The sequence below is a fragment of the Sedimentimonas flavescens genome, from assembly GCF_025154035.1.
Lineage (GTDB): Bacteria > Pseudomonadota > Alphaproteobacteria > Rhodobacterales > Rhodobacteraceae > Rhodobacter > Rhodobacter flavescens.
This window is the reverse complement of the sequence record NZ_JAOALJ010000003.1, coordinates 128,374-144,443: the sequence shown is the minus strand read 5'-3', so window position 1 is coordinate 144,443 and position 16,070 is coordinate 128,374. Positions and strand designations below refer to the sequence as shown.

The window sequence follows — 16,070 nt, the reverse complement described above, 5'->3', positions numbered from 1 at the left end:
AACCTGACAGGACAGAGATGCAGACCGTTTCCCCGGGAAACGGCAAGGGACAGAATTTGGGCTTTTCCATCGACACCTACCGCCGCCAATGGACCTCGAACATCCGCGCCGACGTGCTTTCGGGCCTAGTCGTGGCGCTGGCACTGATCCCCGAGGCCATCGCCTTTTCGATCATCGCGGGCGTTGACCCGAAAGTGGGTCTTTACGCCAGCTTCTCGATTGCCGTGATCACCGCGATCACCGGCGGGCGGCCCGGGATGATCTCGGCGGCGACGGCGGCAACGGCGGTGCTGATGGTCACGCTGGTGCGCGATCACGGGCTGGAATACCTGCTGGCCGCGACGATCCTGACCGGCATCCTCCAAGTCGGAGCGGGTCTGCTGCGGCTTGGTTTCGTGATGAAATACGTCTCGAAATCGGTGATGACGGGGTTCGTGAATGCGCTCGCCATCCTGATCTTCATGGCGCAACTGCCCGAATTGGACCCGCGCAACGTCCCCGTCCTGACCTATCCGCTGGTCGTGGCGGCGCTGGCGATCATCTACCTCTTCCCGCGCCTGACGCGCGCCGTGCCCTCGCCGCTGGTGGCCATCGTCGTGCTGACGATCTGCGCGATTGCCTTTGGTTGGGACGTTCGCACCGTGGGCGACATGGGCGCGCTGCCCGACACGCTGCCGATGTTCCTGCTGCCCGATGTGCCGCTGAACTTCGAGACGTTGCGGATCATCTTCCCCTATTCGGTCGCCGTCGCGGTCGTGGGTCTGCTCGAAAGCCTGATGACGCAGAACCTGGTGGACGATCTGACCGACACGCCCTCGGACCGGAACATGGAGTGCATCGGACAGGGCCTTGCCAACTTCGGCACCGGTTTCATCGGCGGCATGGCGGGCTGCGCCATGATCGGCCAGTCGATGATCAACGTGAAATCGGGCGGCCGCGGGCGGCTTTCGACCTTTACCGCAGGCGTCATGCTCTTGGTCTTTTGCGTGGTACTTGGCGAGTGGGTCAGCCAGATCCCGATGCCCGCGCTGGTGGCGATCATGATCATGGTCTCGGTTGGCACCTTCTCCTGGTCGTCGATCGGGCAACTCAAAACCCATCCGCGAAGCTCGTCTGTTGTGATGCTGGCCACGGTGGTGACCGTGGTCTGGACGCATAACCTTGGCATCGGCGTGCTGGTGGGCGTGCTTTTGTCGGGGATTTTCTTCGCCGCCAAGATCGCGCAGCTCTTTCGCGTGACCTCAAGCGTCACACCCGACGGGCGCCATCGCACCTATCACATCGAGGGCCAGATGTTCTACGCCTCGGTCGAGGAGTTCATGCGCGCCTTCGATTTCCGCGAGGCGCTGGAGCGCGTGACCATCGACGTCAGCCGCGCGCATATCTGGGATATCTCGTCGGTGCAGGCGCTTGATATGGCGGTCTTGAAATTCCGCCGCGATGGTGCCGAAGTAGAGGTAACGGGTCTGAACGAGGCCTCTGAAACCATTCTGGACAAGCTGGCGATTCACGATAAACCCGGCGCGGCCGACAAGCTTATGGCGCACTAAGGAGCAGCCCCATGACGGAAAAGATCATCGCTTTCGTGGACGGCTCGATCTACTCGGCCAGCGTCTGCGAACATGCCGCCTGGGCGGCCGAACGTCTGGGCTGCGGGGTTGAAATCCTGCACGTTCTGGGCCGCCGCGATGCGCCGCAAAACACCGACCTGTCGGGCCAGATCAAGCTCGGCGCGCGCTCGGCGCTGATGTCAGAACTTGCCTCGCTCGATGAACAGCGCGCCAAACTGGTTGCGCATCGCGGACGCGCGATCCTTGAGGACGCGCAAGAGATGGTGCGCAGCGCGGGTGTCGAGGATGTCTCGGTCCAGTTGCGCAATGGCGATCTGGTCGAATCGCTGAGTGAGCGCGAGGGCGACGCCCGCCTGATCCTGATCGGCAAGCGCGGCGAGGCGGCGGATTTCGCCATCGACCATCTGGGCTCGAACATGGAGCGGCTCGTGCGCACGGCGTCGCGGCCGGTGCTCGTGGCCTCGCGCGCGTTCAAGCCGATCCAGAAGGTGCTGGTGGCCTATGATGGCGGCACCTCGGCGATGAAGGCGGTGGATCATCTGGCGCGCTCGCCGCTTTGCGCGGGGCTGGATGTGACCGTGGTTACCGTGGGCAGCGCCACGCCCGCCATCGAGAAGGGTCTAGCCAATGCGGCGGCACTGCTGCGCGCGGCGGGGATCGAGGCGCAGACCCGCGTCGTATCCGGCCAGCCCGATACCGCGCTTGGCAAGCTGGTCGATGACGAGGGCTTCGACATGCTGGTGATGGGCGCGTATGGCCATTCGCGGATCCGCAACCTGATCATTGGCTCGACCTCGACGGCGATGGTGCGCTCGTGCAAGGTGCCGGTGCTGATGATCCGCTAAGGCGGGTCAGTCCAGCGTCTGGCGGAACCGGCTCAGCGCCAGCAGGGTAAAGCCGATGGCAAAGCCGGTCAGCGCCAGGAGCGGCGAGGCAATGGCCGCCAGATCAGCGCCTTTGAGCATAACGCCCCGGATCAGCCGCAGGAAATGCGTCAGCGGCAGGGTCTCACCGATCCAGCGCGCCCAGGTGGGCATCCCGCTGAAGGGAAACATGAAGCCCGACAGCAGGATCGACGGCAGGAAGTAGAAGAACGTCAGCTGCATCGCCTGCATCTGCGTGCGCGCAAGCGTCGAGAACACATAGCCCAGCACAACCAGCGCCATCACGAAGACGAAGACGCCAAGCAGAAGCAACCAAATGCTGCCCGCGAAGGGCACGCCGAAGATAAGGCGCGCGGCGACGAGAACCACCACCACCTGCACCGCCCCCACCACGAAGAAGGGCAGTACCTTGCCCAGCATGATCTCGATCGGAGTCACCGGCATCGAAAGCAGGTTCTCCATCGTGCCGCGCTCGGTCTCGCGCGTCAGGGCCATGGCGGTCATCATCACCATGGTCATCTGCAAAATCACGCCCAGAAGGCCGGGTACGATATTGTATTGCGTCAACCCCTCGGGGTTGTAGCGGCGGTGGATGACCACATCGACCTTGGTCGCCTGGTTCTCGGCCATGGCGGCCTCGGTGCGGGCCTCGCGCAAGAGCGCCTCGTTGGCGACGGTGCCGATGGTGTTGATCGCGCCCGAGGCCACGGCGGGGTCGGTCGCATCGGCCTCGATCAGGATCTGCGGATGCTCGCCGCGCTCGAACCGGCGGCCGAAATCCGACGGCATGGTGACGACAAAGCTGACATCGCCCGCCGCGATCAGCGCCTCGGCCTCGGCGGCCGTGGCGGCAGGGTGGGTGAAGCGATAATAGCCCGTCAGCTCAAGCGCCGTGACCATGGCGCGGCTGTAGCGGTCCTGCACCGGAACGACGAGCGCGGCTGGCAGATCCTTGGGATCGTTGTTGATGGCAAAGCCGAACAGCATCAGCTGCATCAGCGGCACACCCAGCATCATCGCGAAAGTGATCCGATCACGCCGCATCTGGATCGATTCCTTGCGGATGATCGTGCGCAGCCGCTGCCAGGAGAAGAACGTGCTCATTGCATATTATCCTGCGATGCACCCATCAGCTGGATGAAGACATCCTCAAGGCTCGTCTCGGCCTCGAGCAGTTTCGACTGCGTGGCCTCGGCGGCAGTCTGGGCGGCCTTGCGCACGGCAGGGCCGTCGCGGCCGATGACATGCAGGCTGTTGCCATAGGGCGCGACCTGCTCGACCCCGCGCATGCTGCGCAACATGCGCTGCGCCTCGGCGATGCGGGGGCCTTCGAGCACCATCGTAGTCAGGCCCGCGTCGCGCACCACCTCGGCCACGGTGCCCTGGGTGATCAGCTTGCCATAGGAGATGTAATTGATGCGGTGGCAACGCTCGGCCTCGTCCATGTAATGGGTCGAGACAAGGACGGTCAGCCCTTCGGCGGCGCGCTGGTGAATCTCGTCCCAGAACTCGCGCCGGGCTTTCGGATCGACCCCGGCGGTGGGTTCGTCCAGCATGAGGAGCTTGGGGCGGTGCATGATGCAGGCTGCCAGCGCCAGCCGCTGCTTCCACCCGCCCGAGAGCGAACCGGCCAACTGCCCCTTGCGGCTGGTCAGGCCCAGATCGGCAAGGGTCGAGGCCACCGCCTCGCGCGGCAGGTCGAACACGCCCGCGACGAATTGCAGGTTCTCTTCAATGGTCAGGTCTTCGTAGAAGCTGAACCTCTGCGTCATATAGCCGACCTCGCGCTTGATGGCGCGCTGATCGTGCAAGATGTCATGGCCCAACACGCGGCCCTCGCCCTCATCGGGCGTCAGCAGGCCGCACATCATCCGGATCGTCGTGGTCTTGCCCGAGCCGTTCGGCCCCAGAAAGCCCACGATCTCGCCCCGCGCGACCTCGATCGAGACGTGATCCACCACGGTGCGCTCGCCAAAGCGCTTGACCAGACCGGTCACGGCAATGGCGGGTTCGCCGGTCATTTCGCGTCCCCGACCAGCGAGACATCGACGATCTGCCCGGGCTTGAGGCTTGCCTCGCCCTCGGGCAGGGCCTCCACCAGATAGACGAGCTTCTGGCGGCTTTGCAGAGAGTAGATCACCGGCGGGGTGAACTCGGGGCCATCGGCGATATAGCTGATCCGGGCGCTCAGCCCCTCGGCGCAACCATCGCACTGCACGGCAAGGCGCATGCCGGTGGACAGCGCGGCGATCTCGCCTTCGGGAACATAGAGGCGCAGCTTGACCGCGCCATCGGGCAAGAGCGACAGGACCGGCGCCGAAGGGCCAGCCATCTCGCCCGGCATTCGCAGAATATCCGAGACGACGCCATCCGCCGGGGCGGTCAGATCGCGTTTGGCCAACGTCCAGACCGCCTTGTCGAGATCGGCGCGCGCGGCTTGCACCGCCGCCTCGGCCGCGGCGATCTCCTCGGGGCGGGCGGGCAGGCGCGCCACGGCCAGATTGGCCTCGATCTGCGCAACACTGGCGCGGGCGACCGAAACCGCGGTTTCCGCATCCTCGCGCTGTGCCTCGCTCGCGGCGCCACGGGCTGCAAGCGTGCTCAACCGCGCAAGCTGGCGCTCGAACTCGGCCAGTTGCGCCGTGGCCGAGGCCAGCGAGGCCTCGATCACCAGGATCTCTTCCGGGCGGCGGCCCAAGCGCAGGTTGCTCAACTGGCTTTCCGCCTGAGCCAGCGTGGCCGCGGCCCGCGCGACCGACAATTCGGCATCGCGCCGCTCTTGCCGGACCAGAACTTCACCCGCCGCGAAACGCTCGCCCCGCGTCACCTCCAGGCTTTCGACCTGCGCCGTAGCAATTGGCGCCAGCAGAACGTAGTCGCCCTCGACATAACCTGTGCCAAGCGGGCTGGCTGCCGCACAGGCGCCGATCAGCGCCGAGAGGATCGGGACCGAGCAGATGTCCATCGTCAATTCCCTTCGGTTTCGCGCAGCATGGCGTTGAAATTCCCGACGATCATATCGGCGACCTGGTCGACAGCCTCGGGGCCATAGCCCTGCCAGCCCATGCGGCGTGTGACAACGGGGCCGGCAAGGCGGAAATAGAGCACCTGCCCGATGAAGCTGAAAACGCGCAGGCGCACGGCCTCGGATTCGGCGGGCTGACCGCTGGCGAGACCCCAGAGCGCGCAGATCCGCGCATGGGTCGGCATGATCAGATCGCGGTAGATAATATCGGCAGCCTCGGTCTCCTCGGTGATCTCACGCAGGGCGAAGGCCACCAGATCACGCGCAGCGTCACTGCCCAGAACAAAGCCCACCATCTTGCGGATCGTGCGACGCAGAACTTCGGCGGCCTGCTGCGGGCTCAGGTCGGGCAGTTGCGGCGGATCGGCCATTACACCACCGACACGGTGAATGAATTCGCGCGCGCAGGCCTCTCGCAGCCCATTCTTGCTGCCGAAGTAATAGGCAATCGAGGCGACATTGGCGCCCGCCTTGGCGGCGATCTCGCGCGTGGAGGTGGCGGCAAAGCCCTGACGGCCGAACAGCGCGACGCCCGCCTCGATCAGGGCGAGCGCGGTGCCATCGGGGCGTGGGGCTGATTGGGCATGATCGGTCATGCCCTAATCATAATCAAACGATTGATTAAATCAAGCGACGCCCTGCGTTTCGGACACTCTGCCACAGGCTCCGGTGTGATCGCGCTGGAAGAAATCGGCAATCGCCTGAGCGTATTTCTCCGTGGCCAGCGCCCCGCCCAGACCGCTTAGCGCCCGATCCGCCACGTCGTCGGGCAGGATCGCACGGCGTGCCTCGATCAGGGCGCGGGTGAACTCGGGGGTGAACTCGGGATGTGGCTGGAAGGTCAGCGCCTGATCGCCATAGGCCAGCGCCGCATTCTCGCAAAAGGCATTCGATGCGATGACCCGCGCGGCGCGGGGCTTCACCGTGACCTGATCCTGATGCCAGGCCAGCAGGCTGTCGCTTGCGCCGTCTTCGGTGGCGTAATCGGCCGCACCCACCGCCCAGCCACCGTCGAACTTCTCGACCCGGCCGCCCATCGCCTGCGCGATGATCTGGTGGCCGAAACAGATGCCGACCATCGGCACCGCCTTGACGAAGCAATAGCGGATGAAGGCCTCAAGCGGCGCGATCCAGTCGTGGTCTTCATAAACGCCAAAGCGCGAGCCGGTGATCAGCCAGCCATCGGCCTCATTGGGGTCGCTTGGCAACACCCCGTCAAGCACGGGCCAGGTTTCGAACTCGAACCCCCGCCCCGCCAGAAGGCGGTGAAAGAAGCTGTCATAATCGCCGAACGCGTCGCGCAACTCTTCGGGCGAGCGGCCGGTCTGCAGGATACCGATCTTCATGATGTCTCCGAAAGGACCGGAGCGGGGCGGCCCGCTCCGGATAGATCAATGCGATTGGGCTTCGCTTTTCTGCATCTGCCAGGCGGCGATCAGGATCACCGCCGAGATCGACACGATGATCAGCGTCGCCAGCGCGTTCACCTCGGGGCTGACCCCAAGACGCACTTTCGAGAAGATCACCATCGGCAGGGTCGAGGCGCCCGGCCCGGTCACGAAGCTGGCCACGACAAGGTCATCAAGGCTGATCGTGAACACCAGAAGCCAGGCCGAGATCAGCGCGGGCGCCAGTGCCGGCAGCGTCACGTCGAAGAAGACCCGGATCGGGCGCGCGCCCAGATCCTGCGCGGCTTCCTCGAGCGAACGGTCGAGCGAACCCATCCGCGAGCCAAGCACCACCGTCGCATAGGCCGCGCCAAAGGTGGCATGGGCAATCACGATGGTGTCCACCCCGCGCCCGGCGGGCCAGCCAACCAGCGATTCAAGCGCCACGAACAGCAGCAGCAACGACAGGCCGATGATTACCTCGGGCATCACCAGCGGCGCGGTCACCGCCCCGCTCAGCATCATGCGCGCCGGGAAGCGGCCGAACCGGGCGAGCGCATAGGAGGCCAGCGTGCCGATTACGGTCGCGATGGTGGCCGACATCAGCGCGACCTTGAGGCTGACCCAGGCGGCGTCGAGGATCTGCTGATCTTGCAGCAGCGCGGCGTACCACTTGGTCGAGAACCCACCCCAGACCGTCACCAGCTTGGATGCGTTGAAGCTGAAGATGATCAGCGACAAGATCGGCGCGTAAAGGAAGACGAACCCCAGGAAGGCCGAGAGGCGAAGACTGAAAGAGCGGCGCATCAGTTGGCCTCCTCTTTGCCCGACTGGGTGCGTTGCAGGATCGCGATGGGCATTACCAGCACCACCAGCATTACAATCGCCACCGCCGAAGCCACCGGCCAGTCACGGTTCGAGAAGAACTCATTCCACAGCACCGAGCCGATCATCAGCGTATCGGGGCCGCCGAGCAGCGCAGGGATGACGAACTCGCCCACCGCCGGGATGAAGACCAGAAGCGAGCCCGCGATGATCCCCGGAACGGAAAGCGGCAGGGTCACCGTCAGGAAAGTCACGAAGGGCCGCGCGCCCAGATCGGCCGAGGCTTCCAGCAGCGCCTCGTCGAGTTTCACCAGCGTCGCGTAAAGCGGCAGGATCATGAAGGGCAGGTAGCTGTAAACGATGCCCAGATAGACGGCGAAATCGGTCTGCAGCAGCACCAGAGGCTCATTGATCACGCCCATCGACATCAGCACGTTGTTGATCACGCCATTGCCCTTGAGAATACCGATCCACGCATAGACGCGCAGCAGGAACGAGGTCCAGAACGGCAGCACGACCAGCATCAGCAGGATGTTCCGGCGATGCTGCGGCGCGCGTGCGATGACATAGGCCATCGGGTAGCCGATCAGGAGGGTGATCACCGTCGCCGCCGCCGCGATCTTGAGCGAGCCGAGATAGGCCATCAGGTAAAGCGGGTCTTCGGTCAGGAAGAGGTAGTTGCCGAAGTTGAGCGAGACGTTCAGCACGCCCTCGGCCCATTCCCAGATCGGCAGATAAGGCGGGCGCGCGATGGCCGATTCCGAGAGCGAGATCTTGGCCAGCACCACGAAGGGCAGCAGGAAGAACAGCGTGAGCCACGCAAGGGGCGCCGCGACCACGAAGGCCCGTCCCTTCGCGCCGACCCATTCAAACAGGCCGCGCGCTGTCATGCCGTCACCACGACGCTTGCCGCGCCGTCCCATCCGATCTGCACCGCCTCGCCCGCGCGGATCGCATCGTCCTCCGAGCGGCGGCGGTTGGTCTGGCTGACCTTGACCTGCTTGCCGGTCGGCAGGGTGACGTGGAAGACCGACAGGTTCCCCATGTAAGAGACGTCATCCACCGTGGCCGCCAGCCGGTTGGGCAGGCTTTCAGGCAGGGTGCGTTCAATCGCGATCTTCTCGGGGCGCAGCGCCACGGCGACCGACTGGCCCTTCACGCCGCTGATCCCGTGCGACACGAGGATATCGCTGGCAGTATCGCCCGAGCGGATCACCACGTGATCGTCGGCATCCTCGGCGATCTTGCCCTCGAAGATATTCACCGAGCCGATGAAATCCGCGACAAACCGCGTGTTGGGATATTCATAGACGTCATGCGGCGTGCCGATCTGAACGATCTGCCCGGCGGTCATCACTCCCAGGCGCGAGGAGAGGGTCATCGCCTCTTCCTGGTCGTGGGTCACGACAACGAAGGTCACGCCAAGCGTTTCCTGGATCTTGATCAGTTCGCGCTGCGTTTCTTCGCGCAGCTTCTTGTCGAGCGCGCCGAGCGGCTCGTCGAGCATCAGCAGTTTCGGGCGCTTGATCAGCGAGCGCGCCAGCGCCACGCGCTGACGCTGACCGCCCGAAAGCTGGTGCGGCTTGCGCGCGGCCAGCCCGTCAAGCTGTACGAGCGAGAGCATCTCGGTCACGCGGGTCGCGATCTCGGCGCGCGGCACGCCGTCGCGCTTGAGGCCATAGGCGATGTTCTTCTCCACGCTCATATGCGGAAAGAGCGCGTAGGACTGGAACATCATGTTGGTGTCGCGCTTGTGCGGCGGCACGCCCGACATATCCTCGCCGTCGATCAGGATCTGGCCCGAGGTCGGCATCTCGAACCCCGCCAGCATCCGCAGCAGCGTGGACTTGCCGCAGCCCGACCCGCCCAGAAGGCAGAACAACTCGCCCTGGTAGATATCGAGCGAGACATCGTTCACCGCCGTGAAAGCGCCGAACTTCTTGGTGACGTTGCGGATCTGCAAGAACGGCTTGGCATTCGGATCCTCCCACGGCTTGAGCGCGCGGGCCGAGGTTGCTTCGGTCATTTTCTTTCCCTGTCAGAAATGCAAAGGCCACCCCACGGCGGGGGTGGCCGATCCGATCATTGTCCGGTCTTGAGCGAGGTCCAGGCGCGGGTCAGCGAACGGTCGTAGCGCTGGCTGTGCGGCTTGGCCGAGTACATCTTGGCCATGACCTCGGGCGCCGGGTAGATGCCGGGGTCGTTGCGGACCGCCTCGTCCACCAGCTCGGTCGCCTTCTGGTTGGCGTTGGCGTAGTAGACGTAGTTGGTGATGGCGGCCGAAACCTCGGGGCGCAGGAAATAATCGACGAACTTGTGCGCGTTCTCCGGATGCGGCGCATCCGAGGGGATCACCAGCATGTCGAAGCCCACCAGAGCGCCCTCTTTCGGGATCTCGTAGGCCACGCGCACGCCCTGCCCGGCCTCGTCGGCGCGGTCACGTGCTTGCAGGATGTCGCCCGAGTAACCGACGGCAAGGCAGATGTCGCCATTCGCCAGATCGTTGATGTACTGCGACGAGTGGAAATAGCGGATGAACGGGCGCACGCCCTTCATCAGCTCGGTCGCGGCCTCAAGGTCATCGGCCTTTTCCGAGGTCGGGTCGAGGCCAAGGTAGTTCAGCGCCGCCGCCGTCATCTCGGAGGGCGAGTCGAGCAGGGCGATCCCACAATCTTGCAGCTTTTCCGCCTGTGCAGGGTCGAAAAGCGCCGACCAGCTGTCGATCTCTTCCGAGCCAAGACGCTCGGCCACCTTGTCGCGGTTGTAGCCCAGACCGACGGTGTACATCATGTAGGGCACGCCATAGGCATTGCCCGGATCGTTGGCGGCGATGATCTCCATCACCTTGGGATCGAGATTGCCGTAGTTGGCGATCTGCGCGCGGTCGATCTCCTGGAACACGCCGGCCTGCGCCTGACGCGCCATGAACTCAAGCGAGGGCACGACGATGTCGTAATTGGTCGAGCCGGTCAGCATCTTGGCCTCGACAACCTCGTTGCTGTCGAAGACGTCATAGTTGACCTTGATCCCGGTCTCGGCCTCGAAATTCGCGATCGTGTCTTCCGCGATATAGTCCGACCAGTTGTAGATGTTCAGAACGGCTTCTTCTGCTGCCGCCACGCCTGCCGAAGCAAGCACGGCCACGCCAGCGGCCATGAGGTTTTTCATTTCGTGATCTCCCTGTGAAAACGCTGGGGCTCAGATGCCCAGACGATCGCGCGCGGCATACCACCACGAGCCGATGACCGAGTAAGGCACGCGGAACATCCGCCCGCCGGGGAACGGGATCCACGGCAGCTTGGCGAAGGTGTCGAACCGCGTCAGATCGCCATTGATCGCCTCGGACAGGATGCGCCCGAAGGTGTGCGAGCCGGTGACGCCATGGCCCGAGTAGCCATGCGCGAAATAGGTGTTCTGGCCAATCCGCCCCATCTGCGGCACGCGCGAGAACGACAGCGCGAAGTTGCCCGACCAGGCATAGTCGATCTCGGTCCCGGCCAGTTGCGGGAAGACCTTGTTGAGGTTCTTCCACAGTTTCGCCTTGATGTCCTTGGGGTCAGCCCCGCCATAAACCGTGCCGCCGCCGAACAGCAGGCGGTTGTCGGCCGAGAAGCGGTAGTAGTCGAGGATATAGCGCACGTCCTCGATACAGACGTCCGAGGGCATCAGCTCGCGCGCCAGTTTCTCACCAAGCGGCTTCGTCGCCATCACCTGCGTCGAGACCGGCATGACGCGCCATTCCAGCGTCGGCACGACATGGCCGAGATAGGCATTGCCACACAGCACCAGCGTCTTGGCAACGATCTTGCCGTTTGCCGTCTTGACCGAGGGGCGCGGGCCTTCCGTCTCGACCGAGGTCACCGGCGACATTTCGAAGATCGTGCCACCCAGTTTTTCGATCGCCGCGGCCTCGCCCAGGGCGAGGTTCAGCGGATGGATATGGCCGCCCTTGTGGTCGATCATCCCGCCCACGTAGACGTCCGAATTCACATGCTCGCGCATCTGCTCGGCGCTCAGCATCTCCTGGCTTTCGATGCCGTAGGAGCGCCAGAGCTTCCAGCGATCCTCGATCTCGCGCATGTGCTTGGCGGTCAGGCCCGCGAATACGTTGCCATGCTTGAGGTCGCATTTGATGTCATAGGTAGCGATGCGCTCGCGGATGATATCGCCGCCCTCGGTCACGAGCCCCGCGACGAAGGTCGAGGTGTCCTTGCCGTAGCGACGCTCGATCGTGTCGAGGCTGGCGTTCAGCCCGTTGACGATCTGCCCGCCATTGCGCCCCGAGGCGCCCCAGCCGATCCGCGCGCCCTCGATCACGGTGACCTTGTAGCCCTTTTCAAGCAGGTGCAGCGCGGTCGAAAGCCCCGAATAGCCAGCGCCGACGACGCAGATATCGGTTTCATGGATGCCCTGCAGCGCGGGGCGCAGCGGGGCGGGGTTGGCCGAGGCCGCATAGTAGCTGCCGGTATGCGCGCCGGTGCCCGCATAGGGGTGCTTGGACATGGTGGTCATCGCGTTCATCACACGGCCTCCAGATAGGAGTGATATTCGAAATCGGTTACATGGCGGGTGAAGCGGCGCAGTTCCTGCAGCTTGCACTGGATGAACATGCGCTTGAGGCGCTTCGAGTAGATCTGCTCGATATGCGGGCCCTTGTCGAAAGCCTCGATGGCCGAGGCCCAGTCGGGCGGCAGGGTTTCGAGCGTCTGTGAGTAAGCGTCACCGAGGATCGGCGCCGGCGGCTCCCACTGGCCTTCGATCCCCAGCAGCGCGCCGCCCAGGATCGAGGCAAGCACGAGATAGGGGTTGGCATCGGCGCCAGCGACGCGATGCTCGATCCGGCGGGCCTTCGGGCTGCCGCCCGGAATGCGGATCGCGACGGTGCGGTTCTCGTAGCCCCATGCGACCGAGGACGGCGCATGCGAGCCCGGCAGCAGGCGCCGGAACGAGTTTTCATGCGGCGCGAACACCAGCGTGTTTTCCTGCATGGTGCGGATCAGACCGGCCACGGCGTGACGCAGCAGCTCGGTGCCCTCGTCACCGCCGTTGTCGAAGACATTGCGGCCCTCGTCATCGATCAGCGAGAAATGGACATGCATCCCCGAACCGGCGCGGTCGCCATAGGGCTTTGCCATGAAGGTCGCGGCGAAACCGTGCTTGCGGGCGATGCCGCGCACAAGGCGCTTGAACAGCACCGCATCATCGGCGGCCTTCAGCGGATCATCCACGTGCAGCAGGTTGATCTCGAACTGACCCGCGCCGTTTTCCGAGATCGCGGCATCTGCCGGGATGCCCTGCGCGGCACAGGCGTCATAGACCTCGTTCAGGAAAGCGTCGAAATGCTGAAGCTCATCAAGCGAAAGCGCGCCATCCGAGTCCAGGCGCTTACCGGTCACCGGCGAGCACGGCGGCTGCGGCGTGCGACCCGAGGGATCGACGACGTAGAACTCCAGCTCGGTCGCGACGACTGGGGTCAGGCCGTGCTTGCGGAACCGCTCGACGACATTGGCCAGCGCGCGGCGCGGGTCGCCCGGGAAGGGCTCGCCGTTCTCGGTGCGCATCCAGAGCTGCGCGAAGGCAGCAGGGCGCGAGGTCCAGTCAACCGGACTCAGCGGGCGGCCGGTGAAATCGCACAGCCCGTCGGCATCACCCGTATCCCAGACCAGTTCGTTGCCCTCGATGTCCTCGCCCCAGATATCCATCCCCAGAAGCGACAGCGGCATCCGCAGCCCGCCACTGGTGATCTTCTCCGCCTGATCGGCGGGGACGCGCTTGCCCCGCATGACCCCGTTGAGGTCACAGATACAGGCAAAGATCGTCTCGATTTCCGGGCGTTCGGCCAGCCAGGCTGTCGCGTCCACGGTCTGCATGATAAGGCTCCCTGAGCATTTTGTGATAGCGTTTGGATTGTTGTGATAGATTTCAGCCCTTGAGTCAACTGCGAAACAAAGTCATGCTAGGGACAGCCACACAAAGCGTCCGAGCCACCGCCCCATGAACCACTGCCCGCTGCCTGAAATTCCCCGCGCCGACGGTATGACGACCCAGGACTATGCCTATTACCGGCTGCGCAATGCGGTGATGGTGGGCGCTCTGCGGCCCGGAACGGCGCTGACCTTCCGCGGTCTCGCTGAACAGTTCCAGCTAAGCCCTACCCCCATTCGCGAAGCCGTCCGGCGGCTAAGCACCGAGAATGCGATCGAGGTTCTGGGCAACCGGCGGCTGCGCGTCCCCGAGATGACGCTTGGCCGGTTCGAGGAACTGGTGCAGTTGCGTATCGCGCTCGAGATCCACGCCGCCGAGCGGGCAATGCCGTATATCTCTGATATTGTTATTGAAAATCTGAAAGAACTGGACGATCAGATGGATAGCGCCATCGCGAAACGCGATCTTGATGCGCTGACCCGGATGAACCAGGATTTTCACAAGCGGCTCTACTGCCTCAACCCCGATCAGGCGGTGATGCCCCTGATCGAGAGCATCTGGCTGCAGCTTGGCCCCTTCCAGCGGCAGGTGATCGAGAACATCGACTCGATCAATGTGGTGGACCGGCACAAGGAGATGCTGGCCGCCATGCGCGCGCGTGACGTGATCGCGCTTTGTGCCGCCATAGAGAGCGATATCCGCGACGGCTCGATCCGTTCCGGCCGCCAGATGCTGCGCAACCTACAGATGGATATCGCCAGCTAAGCCCTCTCACCCCTCCCTCGGGCGCGAATCCGCAGGCAGCGTCCGGCTTCCAGCGGGAAGATTTCGGATTCCGTTTGACAAAATGTGATAGCATTTGCTTATAAGGTATATCTCTTTCAGGAAAACGGACGCCCCTCATGACCCGCGAAGACTGGCACAACCGCGCCGCATCCCTTCAGATCGACGGCCGCGGCCTGATCGACGGCAAGCGCGTCGCATCGCTTTCGGAAGAAACCTTTGCCTCGATCAGCCCGATCGATGGTCGCCTGCTGACCGATGTGGCGCTGATGGGCGCGCAGGATGTCGATCTTGCCGTGGCCTCGGCGCGCCGCACCTTCGAGGCGGGTGTCTGGTCGGGCCGCGCCCCGGCCGAGCGCAAGGCTGTTCTGCGCCGCCTGGCCGATCTGATTCGCGCCCATCGCGACGAGTTGGCGCTGCTTGAGACGCTCGACATGGGCAAGCCGATCTCGGACAGCACCTCGATCGACGTGCGCGCCACATCGAATTGCTTCGACTGGTATGGCGAGGCGATCGACAAGATCTATGACGAGGTCGCCCCCACCGCCGCCAACACGCTGGCGCTGGTGACCAAGGAACCGCTCGGCGTCGTCGCCGCCGTGGTGCCGTGGAACTTCCCGATGCTGATGGCCGCCTGGAAGGTCGCGCCCGCGCTTGCCATGGGCAACTCGGTGGTGCTGAAACCAGCCGAGCAAAGCTCGCTCACCGCGCTGCGGTTGGGGGAGCTGGCGCTTGAGGCAGGCGTGCCTCCGGGCGTGTTCAACGTGGTCACCGGCCTTGGCCCCGAGGTCGGCCGCGCGCTTGGCCTGCACATGGATGTCGACGGGCTGTTCTTCACCGGTTCGACCCAGGTCGGCAAGTATTTCATGGAATATGCCGCGCAGTCGAACCTCAAGAAGATCGGGCTGGAACTGGGCGGCAAGAGCCCCAACATCATTCTCAAGAGCTACCGCGACACGGCGCATGCGGCGCAGACCTCGGCGCGCTCGGCCTTTTTCAACCAGGGTGAGATGTGCACCTGCCCAAGCCGCCTGATCGTCGAACGTGCCGTGCATGACGAGGTGGTCGAGGTGCTGGCCAAGACCGCCGCCGAGTTCGTGCCGGGCGATCCGCTTGATCCGGCCACCACGATGGGCGCGCTGGTCGATCATCGCCATACCGAACGGGTTCTGGGCTTTGTGGATACCGCCCGCGAGGACGGCGCCGACCTACGCCTTGGCGGCACGCGCGAGCGCGCCGAGACCGGCGGCTGCTATGTCGCGCCGACGATCTTTGACAATGTCCGTAATGAGATGCGCGTGGCGCAGCAAGAGATCTTCGGGCCGATGCTTTCGGTCATCCCGGTGGATTCGGTCGATGAGGCGATCAATGTTGCCAATGACAGCTGCTACGGCCTCGCCTCGGCGGTCTGGACCGATGATCTGAGCACCGCGCATCACGTCTCGCGCGGGATCCGGGCGGGTCTGGTCTATGTGAACTGCTACGATTGCGACGACATGACGGTGCCCTTCGGCGGCTTCAAGCAATCCGGCATCGGGCGCGACAAGTCGCTTCATGCGCTGGACAAATATGCCGAGCTGAAGACCACCTGGATCGCGCTTGGTCGCTGATAAAGCCCCTCCGGCAGCCCTGCGCGGCCGGAGAGCACCCCCGGCGGGAAAATCCGGGC

Annotated in this window: 15 protein-coding genes; 4 read left to right on the top strand and 11 right to left on the bottom strand. The window is 64.2% G+C overall.

From position 1 onward, the window contains the following. The first annotated feature begins 17 nt into the window (after positions 1-17). Both N3C64_RS07290 and N3C64_RS07285 read left to right on the top strand, forming a co-directional pair. Positions 18-1,550: a SulP family inorganic anion transporter gene (locus tag N3C64_RS07290; RefSeq protein ID WP_260013515.1), complete on the top strand. Its 1,533-nt coding sequence runs from the start codon at positions 18-20 to the stop codon at positions 1,548-1,550. 11 nt (positions 1,551-1,561) lie between these two features. Continuing rightward, entirely contained in the window at positions 1,562-2,416 is an 855-nt protein-coding gene (locus N3C64_RS07285) for a universal stress protein (RefSeq protein WP_260013512.1), read from the top strand. 6 nt (positions 2,417-2,422) lie between these two features. Here N3C64_RS07285 and N3C64_RS07280 read toward each other — a convergent pair whose 3' ends face one another. Genes N3C64_RS07280 through N3C64_RS07230 form a run of 11 tightly spaced genes read right to left on the bottom strand, consistent with a single transcriptional unit; the run spans position 2,423 to position 13,563 of the window. After that, positions 2,423-3,559, bottom strand: a complete 1,137-nt coding sequence (locus N3C64_RS07280) for an ABC transporter permease (RefSeq protein ID WP_218630065.1) — start codon at positions 3,557-3,559, stop codon at positions 2,423-2,425. Beyond that, on the bottom strand, positions 3,556-4,476 hold the full coding sequence (locus N3C64_RS07275) for an ABC transporter ATP-binding protein (protein WP_260013510.1): 921 nt from the start codon (positions 4,474-4,476) through the stop codon (positions 3,556-3,558). The genes N3C64_RS07280 and N3C64_RS07275 overlap by 4 nt, the downstream gene beginning before the upstream one ends. After that, positions 4,473-5,420, bottom strand: coding sequence for an HlyD family secretion protein (locus N3C64_RS07270; RefSeq protein WP_311201871.1), 948 nt, complete (start codon positions 5,418-5,420; stop codon positions 4,473-4,475). Before N3C64_RS07270 ends, N3C64_RS07275 begins: the two co-directional genes overlap by 4 nt. A 2-nt stretch (positions 5,421-5,422) precedes the next feature. Next, positions 5,423-6,076 (bottom strand): CerR family C-terminal domain-containing protein, encoded by a 654-nt coding sequence (locus N3C64_RS07265; protein ID WP_260013506.1) that lies wholly within the window; start codon positions 6,074-6,076, stop codon positions 5,423-5,425. A gap of 30 nt (positions 6,077-6,106) precedes the next feature. Continuing rightward, positions 6,107-6,826, bottom strand: coding sequence for a type 1 glutamine amidotransferase (locus tag N3C64_RS07260; RefSeq protein WP_260013504.1), 720 nt, complete (start codon positions 6,824-6,826; stop codon positions 6,107-6,109). A 45-nt stretch (positions 6,827-6,871) separates the two neighbouring features. After that, complete coding sequence (locus tag N3C64_RS07255) at positions 6,872-7,675, bottom strand: ABC transporter permease subunit (RefSeq protein WP_260013503.1); 804 nt, start codon at positions 7,673-7,675, stop codon at positions 6,872-6,874. Continuing rightward, positions 7,675-8,583 (bottom strand): ABC transporter permease subunit, encoded by a 909-nt coding sequence (locus N3C64_RS07250; RefSeq protein WP_260013500.1) that lies wholly within the window; start codon positions 8,581-8,583, stop codon positions 7,675-7,677. Before N3C64_RS07250 ends, N3C64_RS07255 begins: the two co-directional genes overlap by 1 nt. Then, complete coding sequence (locus N3C64_RS07245) at positions 8,580-9,719, bottom strand: ABC transporter ATP-binding protein (protein WP_260013497.1); 1,140 nt, start codon at positions 9,717-9,719, stop codon at positions 8,580-8,582. The genes N3C64_RS07250 and N3C64_RS07245 overlap by 4 nt, the downstream gene beginning before the upstream one ends. Before the next feature lie 56 nt (positions 9,720-9,775). Beyond that, on the bottom strand, positions 9,776-10,861 hold the full coding sequence (locus N3C64_RS07240; RefSeq protein WP_260013496.1) for a polyamine ABC transporter substrate-binding protein: 1,086 nt from the start codon (positions 10,859-10,861) through the stop codon (positions 9,776-9,778). 30 nt (positions 10,862-10,891) lie between these two features. Continuing rightward, positions 10,892-12,214 carry an NAD(P)/FAD-dependent oxidoreductase gene (locus tag N3C64_RS07235; protein ID WP_311201870.1) on the bottom strand — a complete coding sequence of 441 codons (1,323 nt, stop codon included), beginning with the start codon at positions 12,212-12,214 and terminating at the stop codon, positions 10,892-10,894. Further along, a complete protein-coding gene (locus tag N3C64_RS07230; RefSeq protein WP_260013495.1) occupies positions 12,214-13,563 on the bottom strand; it encodes a glutamine synthetase family protein in 1,350 nt (449 codons plus the stop codon). The genes N3C64_RS07235 and N3C64_RS07230 overlap by 1 nt, the downstream gene beginning before the upstream one ends. 166 nt (positions 13,564-13,729) lie before the next feature. On the opposite strand from N3C64_RS07230, the gene N3C64_RS07225 reads away from it, so the two are divergent. Both N3C64_RS07225 and N3C64_RS07220 read left to right on the top strand, forming a co-directional pair. Further along, on the top strand, positions 13,730-14,383 hold the full coding sequence (locus N3C64_RS07225; protein ID WP_236021138.1) for a GntR family transcriptional regulator: 654 nt from the start codon (positions 13,730-13,732) through the stop codon (positions 14,381-14,383). 137 nt (positions 14,384-14,520) lie between these two features. Further along, the gene (locus N3C64_RS07220; RefSeq protein WP_260013494.1) at positions 14,521-16,011 is read left to right on the top strand and encodes an aldehyde dehydrogenase; all 1,491 of its coding nucleotides are present in this window, start codon (positions 14,521-14,523) and stop codon (positions 16,009-16,011) included. Positions 16,012-16,070 lie beyond the last annotated feature (59 nt).

Bases quoted from the DNA above. Each gene is read 5' to 3' on its own strand.
- N3C64_RS07290 (WP_260013515.1), top strand. From the start codon at position 18: ATGCAGACCGTTTCCCCGGGAAACGGCAAGGGACAGAATTTGGGCTTT.
- N3C64_RS07230 (WP_260013495.1), bottom strand. From the start codon at position 13,563: ATGCAGACCGTGGACGCGACAGCCTGGCTGGCCGAACGCCCGGAAATC.
- N3C64_RS07245 (WP_260013497.1), bottom strand. From the start codon at position 9,719: ATGACCGAAGCAACCTCGGCCCGCGCGCTCAAGCCGTGGGAGGATCCG.
- N3C64_RS07225 (WP_236021138.1), top strand. From the start codon at position 13,730: ATGACGACCCAGGACTATGCCTATTACCGGCTGCGCAATGCGGTGATG.
- N3C64_RS07285 (WP_260013512.1), top strand. From the start codon at position 1,562: ATGACGGAAAAGATCATCGCTTTCGTGGACGGCTCGATCTACTCGGCC.
- N3C64_RS07240 (WP_260013496.1), bottom strand. From the start codon at position 10,861: ATGAAAAACCTCATGGCCGCTGGCGTGGCCGTGCTTGCTTCGGCAGGC.
- N3C64_RS07270 (WP_311201871.1), bottom strand. From the start codon at position 5,420: ATGGACATCTGCTCGGTCCCGATCCTCTCGGCGCTGATCGGCGCCTGT.
- N3C64_RS07250 (WP_260013500.1), bottom strand. From the start codon at position 8,583: ATGACAGCGCGCGGCCTGTTTGAATGGGTCGGCGCGAAGGGACGGGCC.
- N3C64_RS07220 (WP_260013494.1), top strand. From the start codon at position 14,521: ATGACCCGCGAAGACTGGCACAACCGCGCCGCATCCCTTCAGATCGAC.
- N3C64_RS07280 (WP_218630065.1), bottom strand. From the start codon at position 3,559: ATGAGCACGTTCTTCTCCTGGCAGCGGCTGCGCACGATCATCCGCAAG.
- N3C64_RS07255 (WP_260013503.1), bottom strand. From the start codon at position 7,675: ATGCGCCGCTCTTTCAGTCTTCGCCTCTCGGCCTTCCTGGGGTTCGTC.
- N3C64_RS07265 (WP_260013506.1), bottom strand. From the start codon at position 6,076: ATGACCGATCATGCCCAATCAGCCCCACGCCCCGATGGCACCGCGCTC.
- N3C64_RS07235 (WP_311201870.1), bottom strand. From the start codon at position 12,214: ATGAACGCGATGACCACCATGTCCAAGCACCCCTATGCGGGCACCGGC.
- N3C64_RS07260 (WP_260013504.1), bottom strand. From the start codon at position 6,826: ATGAAGATCGGTATCCTGCAGACCGGCCGCTCGCCCGAAGAGTTGCGC.
- N3C64_RS07275 (WP_260013510.1), bottom strand. From the start codon at position 4,476: ATGACCGGCGAACCCGCCATTGCCGTGACCGGTCTGGTCAAGCGCTTT.